Origin of the sequence: Gaetbulibacter sp. M235 (assembly GCF_043876835.1) — a bacterium.
Classification (GTDB): domain Bacteria; phylum Bacteroidota; class Bacteroidia; order Flavobacteriales; family Flavobacteriaceae; genus Yeosuana.
Genome location: NZ_JBAWJZ010000004.1, coordinates 335,422 through 361,667 on the forward strand (window position 1 = coordinate 335,422; position 26,246 = coordinate 361,667).

Genomic DNA, 26,246 nt, shown 5'->3' on the forward strand with positions numbered 1-26,246 from the left:
TTGCAGCATGAATATTTTTTATAAAATCTTATTGTATTTTCAAAAACGAGGCTATTACGTTTGCCAGCGTATTGCAGACAGATTAGGTATAAGAGCTAAAATAATTAGAACAACTTTTATGTACTTAACTTTTGTAACATTAGGTTTTGGTTTTGCACTTTACTTATTTATTGCTTTTTGGATGCGTATTAAAGATTTATTGCATACTAAACGTTCATCGGTTTTTGATTTATGAATCCACTTTTAATTTTTTTTAAGAAAAAAGTTTATACAGCAATATTTTTATTGCTTGCTGTTTTGGCTTCCGGCATAATTGGATTTAGGTTGATTTCAAATTATTCTTGGATTGATGCCCTTTACATGACAGTAATTACCATTACAACCGTTGGTTTTGGCGAAGTTGTTCCGCTTGATAACCAATCGAAAGTCTTTACAATTTTTTTAATTTTAATAAGTATTGTAGTTGTTGGGTATGCCTTATCGATTATTACCGAATATATTTTGAGCAAAAATAATGTTGAAGAATTAAAACAAAAAAAGATGCAAAAATTGATTGATAGTTTTAAAAACCACGTTGTTATTTGTGGGTATGGTAGAAACGGAAAACAGGCAGCAATAAAATTGGCAGCCCATAAAAGATCGTTTGTTGTTATAGAAAAAAACCGGGATGTTATTGAAAAACTTCAAATGGATAATGTACCATATGTAATTGGAAATGCCAATGAAGATGAAATTTTATTGCAGGCAGGAGTTGATAGAGCATCTTGTTTTATTACTGCTCTACCAAATGATGCCGATAACCTTTTTGTGGTGCTTTCAACTAGGCAAATAAATAAAAACATAAATATTATTAGTCGAGCCTCTCAAGAATCGTCTTATGAAAAATTAAAATTTGCAGGTGCTAATAATGTTATCTTACCCGATAAAATTGGGGGCGATCATATGGCATCATTGGTTGTGGTTCCTGGCTTAATGGAGTTTCTTGATAATCTCTCGATTGTAGGTAAGTCAAATATAAATATTGAAGAGATTGCAGTTGAAAAATTATATGATACTAAACGAGCTAGGACAATTAAAGATTTAGATTTAAGACGAAAAACTGGATGTACAGTTATTGGGTATAAAGATGAAAACGGAGAATATATTGTAAATCCTGAAGCAGATCTTGAATTAGCTCCAAATTCAAAAATAATTGTATTAGGAAGACCAGAACAGATAGAAGGATTAAATAACGAATATAATATAGATTGATATAATCAATGATTTTAACAACAGATTTTTTAAAAAACCATTTTTTTTTAGCATCTTGCTGCCTTTTAATAAGAATTTTTCAATAAAACACTAATTAACTCCAACCTTATGAAGAAATATCTTCTTTCAATTGTCACTTTAATAATACCTTTTTTAAATTTTGCTCAGCAATCTGCTGAAAAAGGAATTGATGAAAAAGTTAATGATGCCTTTATGCCATTTGCTACTTGGTGGGAAGGATTTATTTTAACAAGAGTTCCTATTGGAGACTATCAAATTCCTTTTGTTGTGCTTCTTTTAGTATGCGGAGCAACATTTTTCACTATTTATTTTAAGTTTCCAAGCATTACTAAGTTTTGGACTGCTGTAAGCACCGTTCGTGGAAAATATGTTGATATTGAAAAACATGGCGTTGATAAGCTTTATAATAATGATGAAGCTCTAGCTGTTGAAGATATTCCAAATACAATAAGAGACGAAAGTGCTCACGGTGAAGTTAGTCATTTTCAAGCCTTGGCAACAGCAGTTTCTGGTACTGTAGGTTTAGGAAACATTGCAGGAGTAGCCGTAGCTATTGGTCTTGGTGGTCCAGGTGCTACTTTTTGGATGATAGTTTGTGGATTATTAGGGATGTCAACAAAATTTGTTGAATGTACACTTGGTGTTGCATATAGAGATATAGGAAAAGATGGTACTGTTTATGGAGGCCCTATGTATTATCTTTCAAAAGGATTGAAAGAAAAAGGTTTTGCGACATTTGGTAAAATTTTGGCTTTTATTTTCGCACTACTTTGTGTGGGCGCTTCTTTTGGAGGAGGTAATGCTTTTCAATCTAATCAGGCAGCCGTTCAAATTTCTTCTTTACTTGGGTTAACTGGAGGTTCTTCTGGTTTTATAATTGGAATTATTCTGGCTATAATTGTTGGAGTCGTTATTATTGGAGGTATTAAGCGTATTGCTAGTATCACAGAAAAAATTGTTCCATTTATGGCAGGTTTATATATTATAGCTTCATTGATAATAATTTTTGCTAATTTCAGTGATATTGGTTTAGCATTCTCATTAATAATTGATGGTGCATTTTCTCCAATGGCAGGACTTGGTGGTCTTGTAGGAGTTTTAATTGTTGGTTTTCAAAGAGCTGCGTTCTCAAATGAAGCAGGTGCAGGTTCAGCAGCAATTGCCCATTCAGCTGTACGAACAAAATATCCAGCTTCAGAAGGGATTGTTGCATTACTGGAACCATTTATAGATACGGTTGTAATTTGTACCATGACTGCTTTGGTAATTATTTTCTTCAATATTAATGGTACAGATCCACAATCTGTTTTCGATTATACAGCACAGCATGGAAGTAGTGTTATTTTAAAAGCTACTGAAATGCCTATTAGTGGTGTTGATTTAACCTCGATGGCATTTGATTCTGTGATACCGCATTTTTCTTATGTATTAACAATCGCTATAGTCTTATTTGCTTTTTCAACCATGATTTCTTGGTCATATTATGGTCTTCAATCTTGGAAATATTTATTTGGAAAAGGAAAAACAGCAGACTTGGTTTATAAAGTTTTATTTTTATTATTTGTAGTTATTGGTGCCGCAGCAACATTAGATGCAGTAATTAAATTCTCTGATGCTATGATTTTAGCATTAGTATTCCCAAACATGGTAGGTCTGTTATTCTTATTTCCTAAAGTGAGAAAAGAGATGAAAAGATATTTGGATGCTATTTCAATTAAAAAAGAAGCTATTCAAGATGGAGCAGTAGATATTACGAAACATATGTAACTAATTAATACGCCTAAATATGAAATCCCATTTCAAGTTTTCTAAAAGTCAACGAAATGGGATTTTTTTATTAGTAGTCATTATTATTGCTTTACAATGTATTTATTTTTTTGTTGACTTTTCAAACCCCAAATATTCAGTTGATACCGATGAATTAAATAGATACCAGCAAGAAATAGACTCATTAAAACAAGTTGAGTTATTGGAAAAAACTCCAAAAACTTATCCGTTTAATCCTAATTATATAACAGATTATAAAGGTTACACTTTAGGAATGAGTAGTGAAGAAATTGATAGGCTTTTAAAATTTAGAAGTCAAGGGGAATGGATTAATTCGGCAAAACAGTTTCAGGAAGTCACACATGTTTCAGATTCGCTTTTAAATAAAATATCACCATTTTTTAAATTTCCAGAATGGGTTTCGAAACCAAAGGCAAATACAAATTTCTATAATGATAAATCAAAATCTTTTGAACAAAAAAGAGATTTAAATACTGCAACAGCAAAACAACTTCAAACTATAAATGGTATTGGAGAATATTATTCTGAACGTATTATAAAACTTAGGAATACATTTATCGGCGGTTTTATTGCTGATATACAATTGCAGGATGTAAATGGGCTAACTCATGAGGTTATTGAAAAAATAACCAATGAGTTTACGGTTAAAACTCCCAGACAATTTCAAAAAATCAATTTAAATACTGCTACAGTCGATCAACTTGTAACTGTTCAGCATATAGATTACGATATTGCTTACAATATTATTGAGCAAAGAAAATTAAGAGAAGGATTTAAGTCTCTGGACGAATTAACAAAAGTAAAAGACTTTCCAATTAATAAAATCGAGATAATTAAATTATATTTGTCGCTCGATTAAAAAAAACAATAAAATAGCGTGTATGAATAGTATGTACTTCACAGAAGAACATAAGCTTTTTAGAGAGAGTATTCAAGATTTTTTAAAAAAAGAAGTAGTTCCGCACATTGATAAGTGGGAAAAATCCGGAACCATTGAAAGATTTATTTGGAAGAAATTCGGAGACATGGGCTTTTTCGGAATTTCTTATCCTGAAGCCTACGGAGGGTTAAACCTAGATCTTTTTTATGCAGTTATTCTGTTAGAGGAACTTCAAAAAATTAACTCTGGTGGTTTTGCTGCGGCCATATGGGCACACATGTATTTAGCAATGACACATTTAAATAAAGAAGGCAGTCATGAGATAAAACAACAGTATTTAGTGCCAAGTATTTCCGGTGATAAAATAGGCTGTTTATGTATTTCAGAACCGTTTGGTGGAAGTGATGTTGCAGGTATGCGAACTACTGCTGTAAAAGATGGTGATCATTATATTATTAATGGTTCAAAAACATTTATTACAAACGGAGTTTATAGTGATTATTTAGTAGTTGCGGCAAAAACAAATCCTGAATTGGGAAATAAAGGAATAAGCATTTTTGTAGTTGATAGAGATTCAAAAGGTTTGTCGGCTACCAAACTAGATAAGTTAGGTTGGAATGCTTCAGATACAGGGGAAATAGCGTTCGACAATGTTAAAATTCCAGCTACCAAACTTTTAGGAAAGGAAAATGCTGGCTTTGGTTATATCATGCAGCATTTTGCTTTAGAAAGATTAATTATGGGGATTAATGCACATGCCAGAGCAGAATATGCTTTAGAATATGTGTTAGAATATATGTCGCATAGAGAAGCTTTTGGAAGAACCATTGATAAATTTCAAGCCTTACGTCATAGTATTGCCGATTTATATACAGAGATGGAAATATGCAAAGAGTTTAATTACTCTGTTGCTTACAGGTTGAATAATAATGAATATATGGTTAAAGAAGCTTCCATGTCTAAACTAAAATCAACTAAAATGGCTGATGAGGTTATCTATCAATGTCTTCAATTTATGGGCGGTTATGGATACATGGAAAATTATCCAATGGCACGACTTTTAAGAGATAGTAGGTTAGGGCCAATAGGCGGAGGAACCTCAGAAATACTAAGAGAAATATTGGCTAGAATTATTATTGATAAAAAAGAATACAAGCCCGTAACATAATTTTTTAAATATTAATTGTTAATTATCAATTAGTTTATATATTTGCAAACCGAAATTTAAAAGAGAGGAGGTTAAGACACTATGTTAATAATACCAATAAAAGAAGGAGAAAATATAGATAGAGCGCTAAAGCGTTTTAAAAGAAAGTTCGATAAAACAGGCATTAAACGTCAGTTACAAACACGTAAACAATTTACAAAGCCTTCAGTAGAACGTAGAGCTCAAGTACAAAAAGCTCAATATATTCAAGGTTTAAGAGATGCGGAAGACAATATTTAATTGTTTTTAATCTCATATAATTTAATTCCCACTTTATGTGGGAATTTTTTTTGCCCAAAACTTAAATACAAATAAAACTTTGTACATTTAGCAGAAGCCTTAATTAGAAACATGTCATTCAAAGCCTTTACAGATTATTTATTGTTAGAAAAAAACTATTCTAAATTAACAGTTATTGCTTACCAAAATGATTTAATGAATTTTGAACAATTTATTAAGGCAGAATACGATTCTGAAGACGTTAAATCGGTTAATTATCCTCAAATAAGAAATTGGATAGTTTCCTTAGTTGAAAGTAATATTTCAAATAGAAGCATAAACAGAAAAATATCTTCGTTAAATACATACTTTAAGTTTCTTCTAAAAATCGGTGAAACTGATAAAAACCCATTAGCAAAACATAAAGCTTTAAAAACAAGTAAAAAAATTCAAGTGCCTTTTTCAGAAACTGAAATAAATATGGTGCTAGATGAATTGCATTTTGAAGATGATTTTGAAGGGATAAGAAACAAATTGATAATTGAACTTTTTTATTCAACAGGAATTAGGCGCATAGAATTAGTGGAATTAAAACTTTCTAGTATTGATTTTGATACTAAAACGTTAAAAGTATTAGGAAAGAGAAATAAAGAACGAATCGTTCCTTTAATAAAGCCGGTATTAGACACGATGGTTAAGTATCTAAAGGTCAGAAGTCAATTAAAATGTGTCGATATTAATAACTTATTTTTAACAAAAAAAGGAGTTAAAATATATGAAACACTTGTTTACAGAATAATAAATGAGTATTTTAGTATTGCATCTACTAAGTTAAAAAAGAGCCCACATATATTACGGCATTCTTTTGCGACACATTTACTAAATCAAGGTGCCGATTTAAATGCTGTTAAAGAACTTTTAGGACATTCCAGTTTAGCTGCCACACAAGTTTATACTCATAATAGTATTGCTGAGTTAAAAAAGGTGCATATAAACTCACACCCAAGAAGTAAAAAATAGCAGTATAAGTTATTGTCTAACCTAAATATAAAAAGTATGAAAGTTAACACGCAATCAGTCAATTTTACTGCAGATAAAAAGCTGATAGATTTTATTCAAAAGCGTATGGATAAGTTGGATTTATTTTATGATAAAGTCATTTCTTCCGATGTTTATTTAAAAGTTGAAAACACCAGTGATAAAGAAAACAAAATATTTGAAGCCAGAGTGAGTGTTCCAGGTGATAGCTTTGTTGTGAAAAAGCAATGCAAAACATTTGAAGAAGGAGCAGATATGGCTGCGGCTTCTTTAGAAAGACAGTTAAAAAAGAGAAAAGAAAAATTAAGGGAACATTTACAATAAAATTTATTGAAAAATGTTTTGATTAAAAAAATAATTCTATACATTTGCAGTCCGTTAGAAATAGCGGGCTTTTTTTTGTGAAAAAAAGGCAGAAAAAGCCGATGTAGCTCAGCTGGCTAGAGCAGCTGATTTGTAATCAGCAGGTCGTGGGTTCGAGTCCCTCTATCGGCTCAAGTTCTTTAAATAGAGTGAATAGTTTTTAATTGGGGAGATACTCAAGCGGCCAACGAGGACAGACTGTAAATCTGTTGGTTTCACCTTCGCAGGTTCGAATCCTGCTCTCCCCACATTTTAAACATAGGATTTTGAAATAATTGCGGGAGTAGCTCAGTTGGTAGAGCGTCAGCCTTCCAAGCTGAATGTCGCCGGTTCGAACCCGGTCTCCCGCTCTTTTTTTAAAGCCGGTGTAGCTCAGGGGTAGAGCGTTTCCTTGGTAAGGAAGAGGTCACGGGTTCAATTCCCGTCATTGGCTCTATCAAAGTTTAAAAAATAGACACTAATATTATTATATAACTAAGATTAAATAAATTAAACATGGCAAAGGCAAATTTTGATCGTTCAAAACCACATTTAAATATAGGTACAATTGGACACGTAGATCACGGTAAAACAACTTTAACTGCTGCTATTACAACTGTTTTAGCTAAAGCAGGATTGTCTGAACTGAGAAGTTTCGATTCAATCGATAATGCTCCAGAAGAAAAAGAAAGAGGTATTACTATTAATACATCTCACGTAGAGTATTCAACTGCAAATCGTCACTACGCACACGTTGACTGTCCAGGTCACGCGGATTACGTTAAGAACATGGTAACTGGTGCTGCTCAAATGGATGGTGCTATTTTAGTGGTTGCTGCTACCGATGGTCCTATGCCGCAAACTCGTGAACACATCTTATTAGGTCGCCAAGTTGGTATTCCTCGTATGGTTGTTTTCTTAAACAAAGTTGACATGGTTGACGATGAGGAGTTATTAGAACTTGTTGATATGGAGGTTAGAGATTTATTATCTTTCTATGAATATGATGGTGATAATGGTCCTGTAATTCAAGGTTCTGCTTTAGGTGCTTTAAATGGTGAGCAAAAATGGGTTGACACAGTTATGGAATTAATGGATGCTGTTGATAGCTGGATTGAATTACCTGCTCGTGATGTTGATAAGCCTTTTTTAATGCCTATTGAAGATGTATTCTCTATTACTGGTCGTGGTACTGTTGCTACAGGTCGTATTGAAACAGGTATTGCTAATACTGGTGATGTTGTAGATATTATTGGTATGGGTGCTGAAAAATTAAGTTCTACTATTACTGGAGTTGAAATGTTCCGTAAAATATTAGATAGAGGAGAAGCTGGAGATAACGTTGGTATCTTATTAAGAGGTATTGAAAAATCTCAAATATCTAGAGGTATGGTTATCTGTAAAAAAGGTTCTGTAACTCCACACGCTAAATTTAAAGCTGAGGTTTATATCTTGAAAAAAGAAGAAGGTGGACGTCACACTCCATTCCACAATAACTATCGTCCACAGTTCTACGTTCGTACAACGGATGTAACTGGTACAATTTCTTTACCAGCTGGTGTAGAGATGGTTATGCCTGGTGATAACTTAACTATTCATGTTGAGTTAATTCAACCAATAGCAATGAACTTAGGTTTACGTTTTGCAATCCGTGAAGGTGGTAGAACAGTTGGTGCTGGTCAGGTTACTGAGATTTTAGACTAATACAGTATAATAAATAATAAGTTAAGGTATTCCGTTTTTATGGAATGCCTTCACTTATGTTTACGGGTTTAGCTCAGTTTGGTAGAGCACTGGTCTCCAAAACCAGGTGTCGGGAGTTCGAGTCTCTCAACCCGTGCTTGGAAATTTTAAACTTCTTTTTTTGAATTATAAATTTCAAAAAAGATAAATACGAGACAAGGATTTTATTAAAAACAATAAAATTTTAATCCGTTAAAAATAAAGAAAAATATAAATGGCTGGAATTGTAAATTATATCAAAGAATCATTTGGAGAACTTAAAAATAATGTAAGTTGGACGCCAAGGGCTGAAGCTCAAAGTTTAACTGTTTTAGTTGCTGTATTTTCTATTGTGTTTTCTTTAGCAATTTGGGGCGTTGATACCGTTTTTAGCAAGGTGATAGCATTTTACTTTCAATTAATTAATTAACAGTAAAATTAAATTCTATGTCTGAAGTAGGTGGAAAAAAATGGTATGTAGTTAGAGCGGTTAGCGGTCAAGAAAATAAAATAAAGTCCTATATCGAAAATGAAATTGCTCGTTTAGGTCTTCAAGATTATGTTGATCAAGTATTAGTTCCAACAGAAAGAGTTATTCAAATCCGTAATGGAAAAAAAATAAATAAAGAAAAAGTTTTCTTTCCAGGATATATAATGATTCAAGCCAACTTAACAGGAGAAGTTCCTCATATTATAAGATCTGTAACAAATGTTATTGGATTTTTGGGTGAAACTAAAGGAGGAGATCCTGTGCCGTTAAGACAATCTGAAGTAAACAGAATGTTAGGTAAGGTTGATGAATTGACAGTTGATGCAGATGCAAATGTGTCAATACCTTTCACAAAAGGCGAAACAGTAAAAGTTATTGATGGTCCATTTAATGGATTTGATGGAACTATTGAAAAGATAAATGAAGAAAAGCGTAAACTCGAAGTAATGGTTAAAATCTTTGGAAGAAAAACACCATTAGAATTAAGTTATATGCAAGTTGAAAAAGTTTAATAATTGTTACAAGTATATATAGATGCGCTTTTCAGCTTCAATTTAAGAAGCGTATCAAATTAAATTTTTAAAAATGGCAAAAGAAATTGGTAAAGTAGTTAAACTACAAGTTAAGGGAGGTGCTGCGAATCCGTCGCCACCGGTTGGACCCGCTTTAGGTGCTGCTGGAGTTAATATCATGGAGTTTTGTAAGCAGTTTAATGCTAGAACACAAGATAAGCCAGGTAAAGTATTACCTGTTGTTATCACTGTTTACAAAGACAAGTCATTCGACTTCGTCATTAAAACTCCTCCAGCTGCAGTACAATTATTAGAAGCGGCCAAGTTAAAAAAGGGTTCAGGAGAACCAAACAGAAAAAAAGTAGCTAAAGTTTCATGGGACCAAATTAAAACTATAGCAGAAGACAAAATGGTAGATTTAAACGCATTTACTATTGAATCTGCTATGAGAATGATTGCTGGTACCGCAAGGTCTATGGGAATTACCGTAACCGGAACCGCTCCAAATTAATCTATTAAAGACATTAAGAAATGGCAAGATTAACAAAAAAGCAAAAAGAAGCTTTAGCAAAAATAGAAAAAGGAAGACTTTATTCTATTAACGAAGCATCAGAATTGGTTAAAAATATAACCTTTACAAAATTTGATGCATCTGTTGATATCGCAGTTAAATTAGGAGTTGATCCTAGAAAAGCGAATCAAATGGTAAGAGGTGTAGTATCATTACCTCACGGTACTGGTAAAGACATGAAAGTTTTAGCATTAGTAACTCCTGATAAAGAAGCAGAAGCAAAAGAAGCTGGTGCTGATTATGTAGGTTTAGATGACTATCTTGATAAAATTAAGAATGGTTGGACAGATGTTGATGTTATTATCACTATGCCAAGTGTTATGGGTAAATTAGGTCCATTAGGACGTATATTAGGTCCTCGTGGTTTAATGCCAAACCCAAAAACAGGTACAGTTACTATGGATGTTGCAAAAGCAGTAGCAGAAGTAAAAGCTGGTAAAATTGACTTTAAAGTTGATAAAACTGGTATTGTACATGCTCCAATTGGAAAAGCATCATTCACCGCAGATAAACTTGCAGGAAATGCAAATGAACTAATTCATACATTAATTAAATTAAAGCCAACTGCAGCTAAAGGTACTTATGTGAAAAGTATTCACATATCTAGTACAATGAGTCCTAGTGTTGCTGTTGATCCTAAAGTTAGTTAATTAGTTAAAAACTTTTATTATGACAAGAGAAGAAAAATCACAAGTAATTGAAGAGTTAACTTTACAATTAGCTGATAATGCTAATATTTATTTAGCAGATATTTCAGGATTAAACGCAGGTAGCACTTCAAGTTTACGTCATGCTTGTTTTAAAGCAAACGTAAAATTAGCGGTAGTAAAAAATACATTACTTGAAAAAGCAATGGAAGCTTCAGATAAGGATTTTGGAGATTTACCATCAGTTTTAAAAGGTAACACTTCAGTAATGTATTCTGAAACTGGTAATGCTCCAGCCAAAATTATAAAAGCGTTTCGTAAAAAATCTGATAGACCTTTATTAAAAGGTGCTTTCATAGCAGAAGCAATTTATATTGGTGATGAGCAATTAGATGCCTTAGTAGATATCAAATCAAAAGAAGAGATGATAGGAGAGATTATAGGTTTACTACAGTCTCCAGCTAAAAACGTTGTATCAGCACTTAAATCAGGTGGTGGTAAACTGGCAGGTATCTTAAAAACGTTATCTGAAAAATAAGATAACATTAATTAGTACGCACTATATTACAATTATATTAAAATTAAAAATTTATTAAAACGATAGAAAAATGGCAGATTTAAAAGATTTCGCAGAACAATTAGTTAACTTAACAGTAAAAGAAGTAAACGAGTTAGCTACTATTTTAAAAGAACAGTATGGTATTGAGCCTGCTGCTGCAGCTGTAGCTGTTGCTGCTGGTCCTGCTGCAGGTGGTGATGATGCTGCTGAAGCTCAAACTGAATTTACAGTAATATTAAAAGCAGCTGGTGCTTCTAAATTAGCTGTAGTTAAATTAGTTAAAGAATTAACTGGTTTAGGTTTAAAAGAAGCTAAAGAATTAGTAGATAATGCACCAAGCCCAATTAAAGAAGCAGTTTCTAAAGACGAAGCTGAAGGATTAAAATCATCTTTAGAAGAAGCTGGAGCTGAGGTTGAGCTTAAGTAAGCTTAACAACCAAACAATACAAAGGTTTAGGTCTGAAGGTTAACTTCAAGACCTAAACCATTTTGCGTATATAATCATTAGATACGCTTTAACTATTATTTTTTAATCATAATTCCGTCCATTGATGTTATCAACACAAGCTGAAAGATTAAATTTCTCATCTATTGTAAATAGAACAGAATATCCAGATTTCTTGGATATTCAGATTAAATCCTTCCAGGATTTTTTCCAATTAGAAACAAAATCTGAAGAAAGAGGAGATGAAGGTCTTTATAATACCTTTATGGAGAACTTTCCTATTACAGATTCTCGTAATCAATTCGTATTAGAATTTTTAGATTACTTTGTAGATCCACCACGATATGCTATTGATGAGTGTATTGAAAGAGGTCTAACATATAGCGTTCCGCTAAAGGCTAGGTTAAAATTGTATTGTACAGATCCTGAGCATGAGGATTTTGAAACCATTGTACAGGATGTGTATTTAGGAACCATTCCTTATATGACACCAAGTGGTACTTTTGTTATCAATGGTGCTGAGCGTGTGGTTGTATCGCAATTACATCGTTCACCAGGGGTGTTCTTTGGGCAATCATTCCACGCTAACGGAACAAAATTATATTCTGCTAGGGTAATTCCATTTAAAGGTTCTTGGATTGAATTTGCTACAGACATTAATCAGGTAATGTATGCTTACATTGATAGAAAGAAAAAATTACCTGTTACAACATTGTTCAGAGCTATAGGTTTTGAACGTGATAAAGATATTTTAGAAATTTTTGATCTTGCTGAAGAAGTAAAAGTATCAAAATCTGGATTAAAGAAAGTATTAGGACGCAAGCTTGCTGCACGTGTTCTTAATACTTGGCATGAAGATTTTGTTGATGAAGATACTGGAGAAGTAGTATCTATTGAGCGTAATGAAATCGTACTCGATCGTGACACCATTCTTGATAAAGATAATGTAGAAGAAATTATTGAAGCAGATGTTCAAACTATTCTTTTACACAAAGAAAGTGCACAACAAGGTGATTATGCCATCATTCATAATACATTGCAAAAAGATCCAACAAACTCTGAAAAAGAGGCTGTTGAACATATATACAGACAACTACGTAATGCTGAACCACCAGATGAGGAAACAGCACGTGGTATTATAGATAAATTATTTTTTAGTGACCAACGTTACTCATTAGGTGAAGTAGGTCGTTACAGAATGAACAAAAAGTTAGGTCTTGATATTGGTATGGATAAGCAAGTGCTTACTAAAGAAGATATCATCACCATTATTAAATATTTAATCGAGCTTATCAATTCAAAAGCTGAGATTGATGATATTGACCACTTATCAAACCGTCGTGTACGTACAGTTGGTGAGCAATTATCTCAACAATTTGGTGTAGGTTTAGCTCGTATGGCGCGTACTATTCGTGAGCGTATGAACGTACGTGATAATGAAGTGTTTACTCCTATAGATTTAATTAATGCTAAGACCTTGTCTTCAGTAATTAATTCATTCTTTGGAACAAACCAATTATCTCAGTTTATGGATCAAACAAATCCATTAGCAGAGATAACTCACAAACGTCGTTTATCAGCACTAGGACCAGGAGGTTTATCTCGTGAAAGAGCAGGTTTCGAGGTTCGTGACGTTCACTATACACACTATGGTCGTTTATGTCCAATTGAAACACCAGAAGGACCAAACATTGGTTTGATTTCTTCACTTTCAGTATATGCTAAGGTTAATTCAATGGGATTCATTGAAACTCCTTATCGTCCTGTTGATAATGGTGTAGTTGATATAAAAAATGAACCAATTTATTTAAGTGCTGAAGAAGAAGAAGGTAAGTTGATAGCTCAAGCAACTGTAAAGGTTGATGATGAAGGTAAAATTTTACATGAAAAGGTAATTGCAAGAATGGAAGGAGATTTTCCAGTAATTGAACCTACTTCTATTCATTTTACAGACGTTGCACCAAACCAGATTTCATCTATCTCGGCTTCATTAATTCCGTTCTTAGAACATGATGATGCAAACCGTGCGTTGATGGGATCAAACATGATGCGTCAAGCTGTACCTTTATTGTTGCCACAAGCTCCAATTGTTGGAACTGGATTAGAGCGTCAAGTTGCTTCAGATTCTCGTGTACTTATTAATGCAGAAGGAGATGGTGTTGTTCAATATGTAGATTCTACAGAGATTGTTATTAAATATAACCGTACTGAAGACGAAGCAAAAGTGAGTTTTGATAGCGATGTTAAAACGTATCCACTTGTGAAATTCAGAAAAACTAACCAAGGAACAAGTATCAACTTAAAACCAATTGTGGTTAAAGGAGATAAAGTAACTAAGGGCCAAGTTTTATGTGAAGGCTATGCTACTCAAAAAGGTGAGTTAGCATTAGGTAGAAACATGAAAGTAGCTTTTATGCCATGGAAAGGTTATAACTTTGAGGATGCAATTGTAATTTCTGAAAAAGTAGTTCGTGAAGATATCTTTACATCTATTCATATTGATGAATATGCACTTGAAGTACGTGATACTAAATTAGGTAATGAAGAATTAACCAACGATATTCCAAATGTTTCTGAAGAAGCAACTAAAGATTTGGATGAAAATGGTATGATTCGAATCGGTGCCGAAGTAAAACCTGGTGATATTCTTATTGGTAAAATTACTCCTAAAGGAGAAAGTGATCCAACTCCAGAAGAAAAATTACTACGTGCTATCTTTGGTGATAAAGCTGGTGATGTAAAAGATGCTTCTTTAAAAGCTTCTCCATCATTAAATGGTGTAGTAATTGATAAAAAATTATTTGCTCGTGCCGTTAAAGATAAGCGTAAAAGAGCTCAAGATAAAGATGATATTGTACATCTTGAAGCTATTTACGATGCTAAGTTTGAAGATTTAAAAACTGTTTTAATTGACAAATTATTCAACATTGTAAACGGAAAAACTGCTCAAGGTATTTATAATGATTTAGGAGAAGAAGTATTGCCAAAAGGTAAAAAATTCACTCTTAAAATGTTAAATGCTGTTGATGATTATGCACATTTAGTTTCTGGAAAATGGACAACAGATGATCATACAAATGATTTAGTTGCTGATTTAATCCATAACTATAAAATTAAAGAAAACGATTTACAAGGATCTTTAAGACGTGAGAAGTTTACAATTTCTGTTGGAGATGAATTACCTGCAGGTATTATCAAATTAGCTAAAGTATACATTGCGAAAAAACGTAAGTTAAAAGTTGGTGATAAAATGGCGGGTCGTCACGGTAACAAAGGTATCGTAGCTCGTATTGTTCGTCATGAAGATATGCCATTCTTAGAAGATGGAACACCAGTTGATATTGTATTAAATCCACTTGGAGTACCATCGCGTATGAATATTGGACAGATATATGAAACTGTACTTGGTTGGGCTGGACAAAAATTAGGTCGCACATTTGCAACACCTATTTTTGATGGTGCTACTTTAGATCAAATTAATGAGTTGACAGATGAAGCTGGAATTCCAAGATTTGGCCATACATACTTATATGATGGAGGAACTGGTGAACGTTTTGACCAACCGGCAACCGTTGGAGTTATCTATATGTTGAAATTAGGACATATGGTTGATGATAAAATGCACGCTCGTTCTATAGGACCTTACTCATTAATTACTCAACAACCTTTAGGTGGTAAAGCACAATTTGGAGGTCAACGTTTTGGTGAGATGGAGGTTTGGGCACTTGAAGCTTATGGTGCTTCTGCTACATTACGTGAAATCTTAACTGTAAAATCTGATGATGTTATTGGTAGAGCTAAAACGTATGAAGCCATTGTTAAAGGAGAGCCAATGCCAGAACCTGGACTACCAGAATCTTTCAATGTGTTAATGCACGAATTGAAAGGTCTTGGATTAGACATAAGACTAGAGGAATAATATATTGCACATCACTTTTTTTAAGTGATGTGCTAAAAGTTTACAAATAATTCGATATCACCATATATTATGGCAAGAAAACAAGATAAGAATACAGTACAGAGATTTAATAAAATCTCAATTGGTTTAGCATCACCAGAATCTATTTTAGCAGAGTCTAAAGGTGAAGTTTTAAAGCCAGAAACTATCAATTATCGAACTCACAAACCAGAGAGAGATGGTTTGTTCTGTGAGCGTATTTTCGGTCCTGTTAAAGACTACGAATGTGCTTGTGGAAAATATAAAAGAATTCGCTACAAAGGTATTGTTTGTGACCGTTGTGGTGTTGAAGTAACAGAAAAGAAAGTACGTCGTGATAGAGTAGGACACATCAATTTAGTTGTGCCAATTGCTCACATTTGGTATTTCCGTTCTTTACCAAATAAAATAGGCTATTTATTAGGGTTACCATCTAAGAAATTAGATATGATTATTTACTACGAACGTTATGTAGTAATTCAACCAGGTAACGCAAAAAATGTTGATGGAGAGCCTTTACAACAAATGGATTTCTTAACTGAAGAAGAATATTTGAATATTCTTGAAACACTTCCGCAAGAAAACCAATATTTAGATGATCATGACCCTAACAAGTTCCTTGCTAAAATGGGAGCTGAATGTTTAATTGAGTTATTATCAAGAATTGATTTAGAAGCTTTGTCTTATGAATTACGTCATAAAGCGAACACAGAAACTTCTAAACAACGTAAAACAGAAGCGTTAAAACGTTTACAAGTTGTTGAGTCTTTACGTGAATCTAATCAAAATAGAGAAAACAGACCAGAGTGGATGATTATGAAGGTAATTCCAATCATTCCGCCAGAATTACGTCCTTTAGTGCCGTTAGATGGTGGTCGTTTTGCTACATCAGATTTAAATGATTTATACAGAAGAGTAATTATTCGTAACAACCGTCTTAAAAGATTGGTTGAGATTAAAGCTCCTGAAGTAATTTTACGTAACGAAAAGCGTATGCTTCAAGAATCTGTAGATTCATTATTTGACAACACACGTAAATCGTCTGCTGTAAAAACAGATTCAAACAGACCATTAAAATCACTTTCTGATTCATTAAAAGGAAAGCAAGGTCGTTTCCGTCAAAACTTACTTGGAAAACGTGTTGATTATTCTGCACGTTCTGTAATTGTTGTTGGACCAGAATTAAAATTATTTGAATGCGGATTGCCAAAAAACATGGCTGCAGAACTTTACAAGCCTTTTGTAATTAGAAAATTAATTGAAAGAGGTATTGTAAAAACTGTAAAATCTGCTAAAAAGATTATAGATAAAAGAGAGCCAGTTGTTTGGGATATTTTGGAAAATGTTCTTAAAGGACATCCAGTATTGCTAAACCGTGCTCCTACATTACACAGATTAGGTATTCAGGCGTTCCAGCCTAAACTTATTGAAGGTAAAGCTATTCAGTTACATCCATTAGTTTGTACAGCGTTTAATGCGGATTTTGATGGTGACCAGATGGCGGTTCATTTACCATTAGGGCCAGAAGCTATTTTAGAATGTCAACTATTAATGTTGGCATCTCATAATATCTTAAACCCTGCCAATGGTTCTCCAGTAACGGTACCTTCTCAAGACATGGTACTTGGGTTATATTATATGACCAAAGAACGAAAGTCTACACCAGAGGCACCAGTTAAAGGAGAAGGGTTAACTTTCTATGCACCAGAAGAAGTAGAGATAGCTTTTAATGAAAAGAAAGTTGATTTAAATGCATCTATAAAAGTTAGAACTTTAGATATTAATGCAGATGGAAAACTTGCTCCAACTATTATTAGTACAACTGTTGGACGTGTTTTATTTAATGAAAAAGTTCCTCAAGCAGCTGGATATATTAATGAAGTACTTACCAAAAAATCTCTTAGGGACATTATTGGTAACATCTTAAAATACACGTCAGTTCCTGAAACAGCAGAATTCCTTGATGAAATTAGAACATTAGGATTTAAGTTTGCGTTCCAAGGTGGATTATCATTCAGTTTAGGTGATATTATTATTCCACCAGAAAAAGTAGATATGATTGCTGCTGCTAACAAGCAAGTAGATGGAATTATGGCTAACTATAACATGGGTCTTATAACTAACAACGAACGTTATAACCAAGTTATTGATATATGGACTTCTACAAACGCAGCATTAACCGAGTTGTCTATGAAACGTATTCGTGAAGACCAACAAGGATTTAACTCTGTGTATATGATGCTTGATTCTGGAGCTCGTGGATCTAAAGAACAGATTCGTCAGCTTACAGGTATGCGTGGATTGATGGCGAAACCTAAAAAATCCAATGCAGGTGGTGGTGAGATTATTGAAAACCCAATTCTTTCTAACTTTAAGGAAGGACTTTCAATTTTAGAATATTTTATTTCAACTCACGGTGCTCGTAAAGGTCTTGCCGATACAGCATTAAAAACTGCCGATGCAGGTTATTTAACGCGTCGTTTGGTTGACGTTTCACAAGATGTTATTATTAACACTGAAGATTGTGGAACTTTAAGAGGTGTTGAAGTAGAGGCATTAAAGAAAAATGATGAAGTTGTAGAAACTCTTGAAGAAAGAATCGTTGGTCGTGTAGCATTAAATGATGTTTACAACCCACTTACAGAAGAGTTATTAGTTGCTTCTGGCCAATTAATTGAAGATGATATTGCTAAAGCAATTCAAGAATCTCCAATTGAAAGTTTAGAAGTACGTTCAGCATTAACTTGTGAAGCTACAAAAGGAATTTGTGCTAAATGTTACGGTCGTAATTTAGCTACTGGAAAAATGGTTCAACGTGGAGAAGCTGTTGGTGTTGTTGCCGCGCAATCTATTGGAGAGCCAGGTACACAGTTAACACTTCGTACGTTCCACGTAGGTGGTATTGCTGGTAACATTTCAGAAGAAAACAAATTGGTAGTTAAATTTAATGGTGTAGCAGAAATTGAAGACCTTAAAACTGTTAAGGGTGAAGATAGTGAAGGAAATGCAATAGATATTGTAATTTCTCGTACATCTGAATTGAAACTTATTGATAAAAAGACTGGAATTACCTTAAGTACAAATAATATTCCTTATGGTTCAACCGTATTTGTTAAAAATGGTAATGAATTAAGTAAAGGTGATGTTGTATGTTCATGGGATCCATATAACGGTGTAATTATATCTGAATTTGCTGGTCAAATTAAGTATGAAAATATTGAACAAGGTATGACTTATCAAGTTGAAATTGATGAGCAAACAGGTTTTCAAGAAAAAGTAATATCTGAAGCAAGAAATAAACGATTAATACCAACTCTTCATGTAGAAGATGGTAAAGGAAATGTTTTACGTTCTTATAACTTACCAGTTGGAGCACATTTAATGATTGATGATGGAGAGAAAATTAAAGTTGGTAAAGTTTTAGTTAAGATTCCTCGTAAGTCAGCAAAATCTGGAGATATTACAGGAGGTTTACCACGTGTAACAGAATTGTTTGAAGCACGTAATCCTTCTAATCCAGCTGTTGTTAGTGAAATTGATGGTGTTATCTCATTTGGTAAAATTAAAAGAGGTAACCGTGAAATAGTTGTAGAATCTAAATTGGGTGAAGTTAAGAGATACTTGGTTAAATTATCTAGTCAAATTCTTGTTCAAGAAAATGATTACGTTAAAGCAGGTATGCCACTTTCTGATGGTTCAGTAACTCCAGATGATATTTTAGATATTAAAGGACCTTCTGCAGTACAACAATACTTAGTAAATGAAGTACAAGAAGTATATCGTTTACAAGGTGTGAAAATTAACGACAAGCATTTTGAAGTTGTTGTAAGACAAATGATGCGTAAAGTAAGAATCATTGATTCTGGTGATACACTTTTCTTAGAAGATCAATTAGTGCATAAATCAGATTTTATTGAAGAAAACGATAAAATATTTGGTTTAAAAGTAATTGAAGATTCAGGAGAATCTGTAAATATGAAAGCTGGACAAATTATTACAGCTCGCCAATTAAGAGATGAGAATTCTATTTTACGTAGAGAAGATAAGAAACTTATAGTAGCTAGAGATGCACAACCTGCAACTGCAACACCTATTTTACAAGGTATTACAAGAGCATCTCTTCAAACAAAATCATTTATTTCAGCAGCATCTTTCCAAGAAACTACAAAAGTTTTAAACGAAGCAGCTGTTGCAGCTAAGATAGATGATCTTGAAGGACTAAAAGAAAACGTAATTGTTGGACATAGAATACCAGCTGGAACCGGTTTGCGTAGATATAGCAACATTATAGTTGGTTCTAAAGAAGAGTTTGATGAAATGATGCAAGCTAGAAAAGAAGTAAATTATAATTAAATAGTTAAGATTCCCAATTTTGTTGGGAATCTTTTCTTTTAACTAATACCTATTACCATGGCAGAAGATAATAAAGCACCTAAACCAGGACAAATTAACATCGAATTAGATGAAGCAGTAGCTGAAGGAACTTATTCAAATTTGGCAATTATTAATCATTCAGTTTCAGAATTTGTTGTAGACTTTGTTAATATTATGCCTGGAGTTCCTAAAAATAAAGTGAAGGCTAGAATTATTTTAACGCCGCAACATGCTAAGCGTTTACTTAAAGCTTTAGGAGAAAATATTTCAAGATTTGAAAGTGCTCATGGAGAAATTAAAGATTATGAACAACCTCCAATACCTTTAAATTTTGGACCAACTGGTCAAGCATAAAACATTAAAAAGCCCATTGAAATATTTCAATGGGCTTTTTCTTTAAAAACACTTTTAAATAGAAATTTAACTAGCCTTCTTATTGTTGTTGTTATTTCTGTATTTTAATGCTCCAGAAGGGCATTTTCTAATTTGATTAATAACAGTATTGGTTTCAGCATTATCAAGATTTATCCAAGGAATAATTGATGTTCTAAAAACACTTGATAATTCTTTAGCGCATTTTTCTGCATGAATACAAATGCATGGCTCGTACGTTACAGTAATTTCATCATTACTGAATTCATTAGTATAAGAATCCATAGGCGTTCATAATTTGGGGTTATGAATTTATTAAAATCGTAAAATAAATAGTTTAAATTAATAAATCAATATTTTTAAAAGACAAATATTAAGAATACTTCAAAAACATAAAAATATTTTCGTTAACTGGTTAAAATTCAGAGGTAAAATGAAATTTTATACTTGGATATTTTTGTTCTGTCATTTGTAATGAAAAGGCTGAATCTGCTAAAAACACCAATTGATTTTGTTTGTCCTTTGCCAAATATCGTTGTTTAACTCTAATAAATTCTTTGTATTCATCAGTTTTTGAACCTTTAGGATCGACCCAACAAGCTTTATAAACATTTAAGTTTTCGTAAGTACATTTAGCACCATATTCATGCTCTAAACGATATTGAATCACTTCATATTGAAGTGCTCCAACAGTACCAATAACTTTTCTTCCATTTAACTCCAAGGTGAATAACTGGGCAACACCTTCATCCATTAGCTGGTCTATACCTTTAAAAAGTTGCTTCGATTTTAATGGGTCAGCATTATTTATATACCTAAAATGTTCTGGAGAAAAACTTGGAACACCTTTATAATTAATAAGTTCTCCTTCAGTTAAAGTGTCTCCTATTTTAAAATTTCCTGTATCGTGCAATCCTACAATATCACCAGCATATGAGATGTCTACTATTTCTTTTTTCTCAGCAAAAAATGCGTTAGGACTTGAAAATTTTAATTTTTTTCCTTGTCTAACATGCAAGTAAGGTGTATTTCTTTTAAATACTCCCGAAACAATTTTAACAAAGGCTAAACGGTCACGGTGATTAGGATCCATATTAGCATGAATTTTAAAAACAAACCCTGTAAACTTATCTTCATCTGGTTTTACTAAACGCTCCTCGCTTTGTTTAGGTCTGGGTTGAGGCGCAATTTGAACAAAGCAATCTAATAATTCCCTTACACCAAAATTATTTAAGGCAGACCCAAAAAATACTGGTTGTATAAGGCCTTCCAAATAGTCTTCTTTGTTAAACTGTGGATAAATTCCATCAACCAATTCTAAATTTTCACGTAATGCAATAGCTGCCTTATCACCAACAATTTTATTAAGTTCAGAAGATTCTAAATCAGAAATTTCTATAGTTTCTTCAATGTTTTTTCTGCTGTCTCCACTAAAAAGATTGATATTCTTTTCCCAGATATTATAAATTCCTTTAAAATCATAACCCATTCCTATAGGAAAACTTAATGGTACAACTTTTAAGCCTAACTTTTGTTCAACTTCATCCAGTAAATCAAAAGCATCTTTTCCTTCTCTGTCTAATTTATTAATGAAAACAATCATAGGAATGTTTCGCATTCTACAAACTTCTACAAGCTTTTCGGTTTGCTCTTCAACACCTTTGGCAACGTCAATCACAACAATAACGCTGTCAACAGCAGTAAGAGTTCTAAAAGTATCTTCAGCAAAATCTTTATGGCCAGGTGTGTCTAAAATATTAATTTTTGTTCCTTCATATTCAAAAGCCAAAACAGAAGTAGCCACAGAAATTCCACGTTGGCGCTCAATTTCCATGAAGTCACTCGTAGCACCTTTTTTAATTTTATTGCTTTTTACCGCACCTGCTTCTTGAATAGCTCCACCAAAAAGCAACAGTTTTTCGGTTAAAGTTGTTTTACCTGCATCAGGATGTGATATTATCCCAAAGGTTCTTCTTCTGTTTATTTCTTTAATAAAACTCATAATCTTTATTCCAAATCGGTTGCAAAGATAGTATTAATAATTTCAAAAATGTGATGGTTTCAAAAGGTATTGCTTCCCTGCATTCAATAGTGTTTTATGAAAACTAAGCGATCTATTGACCGAAAATCAACAAAGGTATTTTAAATTTGATGGAAATCAATAATAGTCTTAGTAAAAACTTCTCCTCAACTTTTTTATAAAATATTTTCTTACAAAAAATTTTGAAAATGTTGAAAAAATGTTTAGCTTAACAAAAATTAACAAGACTTTTCTAGTAATTTGAATGAATAATATTAAGATAAAATGATATAGAAATACATACAAATCTACAGAGAGGCGGTCTCAGACACTTTTTATTTAAAAAAAGAATATGATTTAAATTAAAACAACCTACAATGAAATCAATACCTAACCTACTATTTATCCGCATTGGATTAATTTTTGTTGCTGTAAACTTTTGGCTCCTTCAACCAACAAAAGCAGATAAATCACCTTCAATATATTGGAATGTTTCTGAGGACATTGACTATGTAAATGAAATTGCACCTCATTTTATTGATAAGCAAAACAATTGGTTGGATGAGTTTAATGGCAATTTTTATTGGTGGAAGGATATTTCTACAGAGTATATATTTAATCCATCCAATGCACCCTGCAATGAAAAGGTGCCTTTGGTTAATGATTTAAATTTCGACAATCTTGTTGCAACTATAACAGATGATGTGCCAGAACTTATTGTTTGTTTGGGAAGTGTAACAGGAGTATCAAATTTAGTAGATTCAGACATCAGTAATTTTACTTCAATTAGCATGACTGGGTTGGCATGCGAAGCTGAATTAAGCGTTTCTGATACTGATAATGAAGTGTACCCAGCAGGCACGTTTGCTGGTTATAAAGTAAGCTCAAATGGTCTTTTGCAAGTCTCTATTGGTGCCGAGGTCACTATAAGTACATATTTAGATGGAAATTTGAAAGAAACTTACAATGCTGTAACCAGTTTGGTTGGAGTAGATACTAGTTTGCTTGATGCAGAAGGTAATGTAATACTTGGATTTGTAACCTCTCAGGATTTTGATGAGATACGCATTGGTTATAATTCCTTAATAAGCCTTTTGTTTTCTGCTCAGGTGTATTATCCTGTTATTAAAAAGTATTGTGCTGGATCTTCTTTAAACTGTAACGAAAAAACGACGCTTAGCAATCCTGAATTTCCAACAGTTATTAATGGTAGTCAAACGGGAATAGGAGGGGTAGTATGTGCGTTATGTGGGATTACAAATTCTGATAATATCTTAACATCTGACAATACCGATTATGCCTCAATAAATTTAACCCTTGGAATAGGTGCTACAGGATCAATTTCAGTAGAAAATGTTTTAGATACCAATGCTGCTGGAACCTTTGCAGGTTTTGAAATATCAAATGCCAATCTTTTAACTGTTGATTTCTTGGATGGTATCACAATTAACACATATTTAAATGGTGTCCTGCAAGAATCCCAAACAGGAATAGGAAACTTGTTGTCAGTAAGTACTACATTACTAACGGGTGATGGGCGACGGGTTATTGGTTTTGTTTCTACGCAACCTTTTGATGAAATTCAATTTATAGTTTCAAATACACTGTCTGTCAATCTTGGAGAGACTAGGGTGTATGGTGCAGTGGTTGAAAATTTCTGTTCTGGACCAAGTTTAATATGTAATGAGGTCGCTGGATTTAATAATACTGATTTTCCAGTCATTGTAAATTCTGAAAATACTGAAATAGGTGGTGTTGCATGTGCATTATGTACCATTTCAAATACCGAAAATCTTATCACTAGTTCAGATACAGATTTTGCTACCATAGAACTTACAGCCGGAGTCTTAGCCTTTGGCTCAATAGCCGTTGAAGATGTACTGGATACGTATCCGGCAAATACATTTGCAGGCTTTGAGATTGAAAATACAACTATTTTAGATGTAGATATTTTAGATAATATCACTATCACAACCTATCTTGACGGAACGCTTCAAGAAAGCAAGACTGGAGTAGGGGCTTTACTGGGCGCAGATACCCCTTTGTTAACAGGAAGTAGTGGACGTCGTATTGTTGGTTTTGTGTCGTCACTTTCTTTTGATCAGGTTAAATTAACTCTTTCTAATTTGGTTAGTGCTGATTTAGGTAAAACAGACGTTTTTAGAGCTGTTGTTGAAAAACTCTGCCCGGGAGACATACAATGTAACCAAACATTATGGTTGAATACAGGAAGTTCTGGTTTCCCTGTTATCATCAATTCTTTTGAAACAGGAACAAAAGGGGCTGTTTGTGTGGGCTGTTCTGTAGATGATGCTCAAAATGTAATTACGCCAGATGCAGTAGATTTTGCTCAAGTTCAGGTAACGGCAGGAGTCATATCGGCCGGAACTATTGCGGTTTTAGATCCAATGGACACATTCCCTATTGGTAGTATTGCAGGGTTTGCCATTCAGGATATGGAATCACTTGTTGAAGCTGAATTGTTCAATACCATACAAATCTGTACTTATTTAGATGGTACACTACAAGAATGTGGTACGGCAGGAAATTTAATCAACCTGACAGCTGTTCTGGATATTTTTGGAACAACCTCCGGACGTTATAATGTAGGTATACAAACAACAAAAGAGTTTGACGAGATAAGAATTACGATAGGAGATTTAATAGATGCTACATTGTTTGATAACACAACAAGAGTCTATGGAGCATTTGTTGATACTAGAACTGCTGATGGTTCTGGTCCAAATGGTCTGAATTGTAATCCAAATGCCGTTGACGATTCAGTGAGTTTAGATGAAGACACGAGCACCAACATAGATGTTTTGGTTAATGATGACTTTGGAGGCGATGGCCCAAGTACGGGGACAATAACCATTGTGACCCCTGCAAGTAATGGCACGGCCACAGTGAACGATAATGGCACACCCGCTGATCCAACGGACGACACGATAGATTACACCCCAGACCCCAATTATAATGGCCTAGACAGTTTCACCTATGAGATATGTGACAGCAATGGGGATTGTGATACGGCAACGGTTTCAATTACGGTGAATGCAGTTAATGACCAACCAAACGCAATAGATGATAATATTAGCATAGGGCTTAATTCTAGTACCAACATAGATGTTTTGGCCAATGATGACTTTGGGGGAGATGGCCCAAGTACGGGGACAATAACCATTGTGACCCTACCAGCAAATGGAACGGCCACAGTCAATGACAATGGTACACCAAACGACCCAACAGATGATACAGTAGATTATATACCAAATGTTAATTACAGTGGTCCTGACAGTTTTACATATCAGATATGCGACAGTAATGGGGATTGTAGTATAGCTACTGTGGAAATAGCTATTGATTGTACTGATCTTGATGGTGATGGTGTTGGGGATTGTATTGATAATTGTCCATCAATATCCAATCCAGGACAAGAGGACTGTGACAATGATGGCATAGGCGATGTCTGTGAAACGGATACCGATGGGGATGGAGTTCCTGATGATTGTGATATTTGCCCTGGCTTTGATGATACATTAGATAGTGACTCAGATGGTATTGTGGATTGTATTGACAACTGTCCAGCGATATCCAACCCAGGACAAGAGGACTGTGACAGTGATGGCATCGGAGATGTCTGTGAAACAGATACCGATGGAGATGGTATTCCAGACGATTGTGATACAGAAGAATGTGATGGACTGGACAACAATGGCGACGGAAACATAGATGAAGGGTTTGACCAAGACAGTGATGGGATAGCCGATTGTTTTGACAACTGTCCAGCGATATCCAACCCAGGACAAGAGGACTGTGACAGTGATGGCATCGGAGATGTCTGTGAAACA

21 protein-coding genes and 5 tRNA genes are annotated in these 26,246 nt (G+C 33.7%); 24 read left to right on the forward strand and 2 right to left on the reverse strand.

All coding sequences use genetic code 11. The features are described 5' to 3' along the window. The first annotated feature begins 7 nt into the window (after positions 1–7). From V8G69_RS09130 to V8G69_RS09240, 23 genes are all read left to right on the forward strand, one after another. Complete coding sequence (locus tag V8G69_RS09130; RefSeq protein WP_394881522.1) at positions 8–235, forward strand: PspC domain-containing protein; 228 nt, start codon at positions 8–10, stop codon at positions 233–235. Continuing rightward, positions 232–1,251, forward strand: coding sequence for a potassium channel family protein (locus V8G69_RS09135; protein ID WP_394881523.1), 1,020 nt, complete (start codon positions 232–234; stop codon positions 1,249–1,251). The genes V8G69_RS09130 and V8G69_RS09135 overlap by 4 nt, the downstream gene beginning before the upstream one ends. A gap of 108 nt (positions 1,252–1,359) precedes the next feature. Beyond that, a complete protein-coding gene (locus tag V8G69_RS09140) occupies positions 1,360–3,039 on the forward strand; it encodes an alanine/glycine:cation symporter family protein (RefSeq protein WP_394881524.1) in 1,680 nt (559 codons plus the stop codon). A gap of 19 nt (positions 3,040–3,058) precedes the next feature. Further along, complete coding sequence (locus V8G69_RS09145) at positions 3,059–3,919, forward strand: ComEA family DNA-binding protein (RefSeq protein WP_394881525.1); 861 nt, start codon at positions 3,059–3,061, stop codon at positions 3,917–3,919. Between the two features lie 22 nt (positions 3,920–3,941). Continuing rightward, positions 3,942–5,108: an acyl-CoA dehydrogenase family protein gene (locus tag V8G69_RS09150; protein ID WP_394881526.1), complete on the forward strand. Its 1,167-nt coding sequence runs from the start codon at positions 3,942–3,944 to the stop codon at positions 5,106–5,108. Between the two features lie 81 nt (positions 5,109–5,189). Beyond that, positions 5,190–5,387, forward strand: a complete 198-nt coding sequence (gene rpsU, locus V8G69_RS09155) for a 30S ribosomal protein S21 (protein ID WP_394881527.1) — start codon at positions 5,190–5,192, stop codon at positions 5,385–5,387. A 111-nt stretch (positions 5,388–5,498) separates the two neighbouring features. Continuing rightward, complete coding sequence (locus V8G69_RS09160; RefSeq protein WP_394881528.1) at positions 5,499–6,386, forward strand: tyrosine-type recombinase/integrase; 888 nt, start codon at positions 5,499–5,501, stop codon at positions 6,384–6,386. A gap of 36 nt (positions 6,387–6,422) precedes the next feature. After that, the gene (hpf, locus tag V8G69_RS09165) at positions 6,423–6,728 is read left to right on the forward strand and encodes a ribosome hibernation-promoting factor, HPF/YfiA family (RefSeq protein WP_394881529.1); all 306 of its coding nucleotides are present in this window, start codon (positions 6,423–6,425) and stop codon (positions 6,726–6,728) included. 97 nt (positions 6,729–6,825) lie between these two features. Beyond that, a tRNA-Thr gene (locus V8G69_RS09170) sits at positions 6,826–6,899 on the forward strand. Between the two features lie 34 nt (positions 6,900–6,933). Further along, positions 6,934–7,015, forward strand: a tRNA-Tyr gene (locus V8G69_RS09175). Between the two features lie 29 nt (positions 7,016–7,044). Next, positions 7,045–7,117, forward strand: a tRNA-Gly gene (locus V8G69_RS09180). Between the two features lie 11 nt (positions 7,118–7,128). Continuing rightward, positions 7,129–7,200: transfer RNA gene (locus tag V8G69_RS09185), tRNA-Thr, on the forward strand. A gap of 62 nt (positions 7,201–7,262) precedes the next feature. Further along, positions 7,263–8,450: an elongation factor Tu gene (tuf, locus tag V8G69_RS09190; RefSeq protein WP_394881530.1), complete on the forward strand. Its 1,188-nt coding sequence runs from the start codon at positions 7,263–7,265 to the stop codon at positions 8,448–8,450. Positions 8,451–8,512: 62 nt separating this feature from the next. After that, a tRNA-Trp gene (locus tag V8G69_RS09195) sits at positions 8,513–8,586 on the forward strand. 117 nt (positions 8,587–8,703) lie between these two features. Continuing rightward, positions 8,704–8,898, forward strand: a complete 195-nt coding sequence (gene secE, locus V8G69_RS09200) for a preprotein translocase subunit SecE (protein ID WP_394881531.1) — start codon at positions 8,704–8,706, stop codon at positions 8,896–8,898. Positions 8,899–8,915: 17 nt separating this feature from the next. After that, positions 8,916–9,470 carry a transcription termination/antitermination protein NusG gene (gene nusG, locus V8G69_RS09205; protein ID WP_394881532.1) on the forward strand — a complete coding sequence of 185 codons (555 nt, stop codon included), beginning with the start codon at positions 8,916–8,918 and terminating at the stop codon, positions 9,468–9,470. 73 nt (positions 9,471–9,543) lie between these two features. Further along, complete coding sequence (gene rplK / locus V8G69_RS09210; RefSeq protein WP_394881533.1) at positions 9,544–9,981, forward strand: 50S ribosomal protein L11; 438 nt, start codon at positions 9,544–9,546, stop codon at positions 9,979–9,981. Positions 9,982–10,001: 20 nt separating this feature from the next. Further along, positions 10,002–10,691: a 50S ribosomal protein L1 gene (gene rplA, locus V8G69_RS09215; protein WP_394881534.1), complete on the forward strand. Its 690-nt coding sequence runs from the start codon at positions 10,002–10,004 to the stop codon at positions 10,689–10,691. Positions 10,692–10,710: 19 nt separating this feature from the next. Next, positions 10,711–11,226, forward strand: a complete 516-nt coding sequence (gene rplJ / locus V8G69_RS09220; protein WP_394881535.1) for a 50S ribosomal protein L10 — start codon at positions 10,711–10,713, stop codon at positions 11,224–11,226. Positions 11,227–11,296: 70 nt separating this feature from the next. Beyond that, positions 11,297–11,674, forward strand: a complete 378-nt coding sequence (gene rplL, locus V8G69_RS09225) for a 50S ribosomal protein L7/L12 (RefSeq protein WP_394881536.1) — start codon at positions 11,297–11,299, stop codon at positions 11,672–11,674. Positions 11,675–11,798: 124 nt separating this feature from the next. Then, positions 11,799–15,611 (forward strand): DNA-directed RNA polymerase subunit beta, encoded by a 3,813-nt coding sequence (gene rpoB, locus V8G69_RS09230; protein ID WP_394881537.1) that lies wholly within the window; start codon positions 11,799–11,801, stop codon positions 15,609–15,611. 69 nt (positions 15,612–15,680) lie between these two features. Next, entirely contained in the window at positions 15,681–19,982 is a 4,302-nt protein-coding gene (gene rpoC, locus V8G69_RS09235) for a DNA-directed RNA polymerase subunit beta' (protein WP_394881538.1), read from the forward strand. 57 nt (positions 19,983–20,039) lie between these two features. After that, complete coding sequence (locus V8G69_RS09240; RefSeq protein ID WP_394881539.1) at positions 20,040–20,357, forward strand: DUF3467 domain-containing protein; 318 nt, start codon at positions 20,040–20,042, stop codon at positions 20,355–20,357. 66 nt (positions 20,358–20,423) lie between these two features. Here the strand turns inward: V8G69_RS09240 and V8G69_RS09245 are convergent, their stop codons facing one another. Continuing rightward, entirely contained in the window at positions 20,424–20,660 is a 237-nt protein-coding gene (locus V8G69_RS09245; protein ID WP_394881540.1) for a (4Fe-4S)-binding protein, read from the reverse strand. A 130-nt stretch (positions 20,661–20,790) separates the two neighbouring features. Next, positions 20,791–22,377 carry a peptide chain release factor 3 gene (locus V8G69_RS09250; protein WP_394881541.1) on the reverse strand — a complete coding sequence of 529 codons (1,587 nt, stop codon included), beginning with the start codon at positions 22,375–22,377 and terminating at the stop codon, positions 20,791–20,793. A gap of 395 nt (positions 22,378–22,772) precedes the next feature. Here V8G69_RS09250 and V8G69_RS09255 point away from each other — a divergent pair. Continuing rightward, on the forward strand, positions 22,773–26,246 hold a 3,474-nt coding region (locus V8G69_RS09255; RefSeq protein WP_394881542.1), incomplete at its 3' end, for an Ig-like domain-containing protein.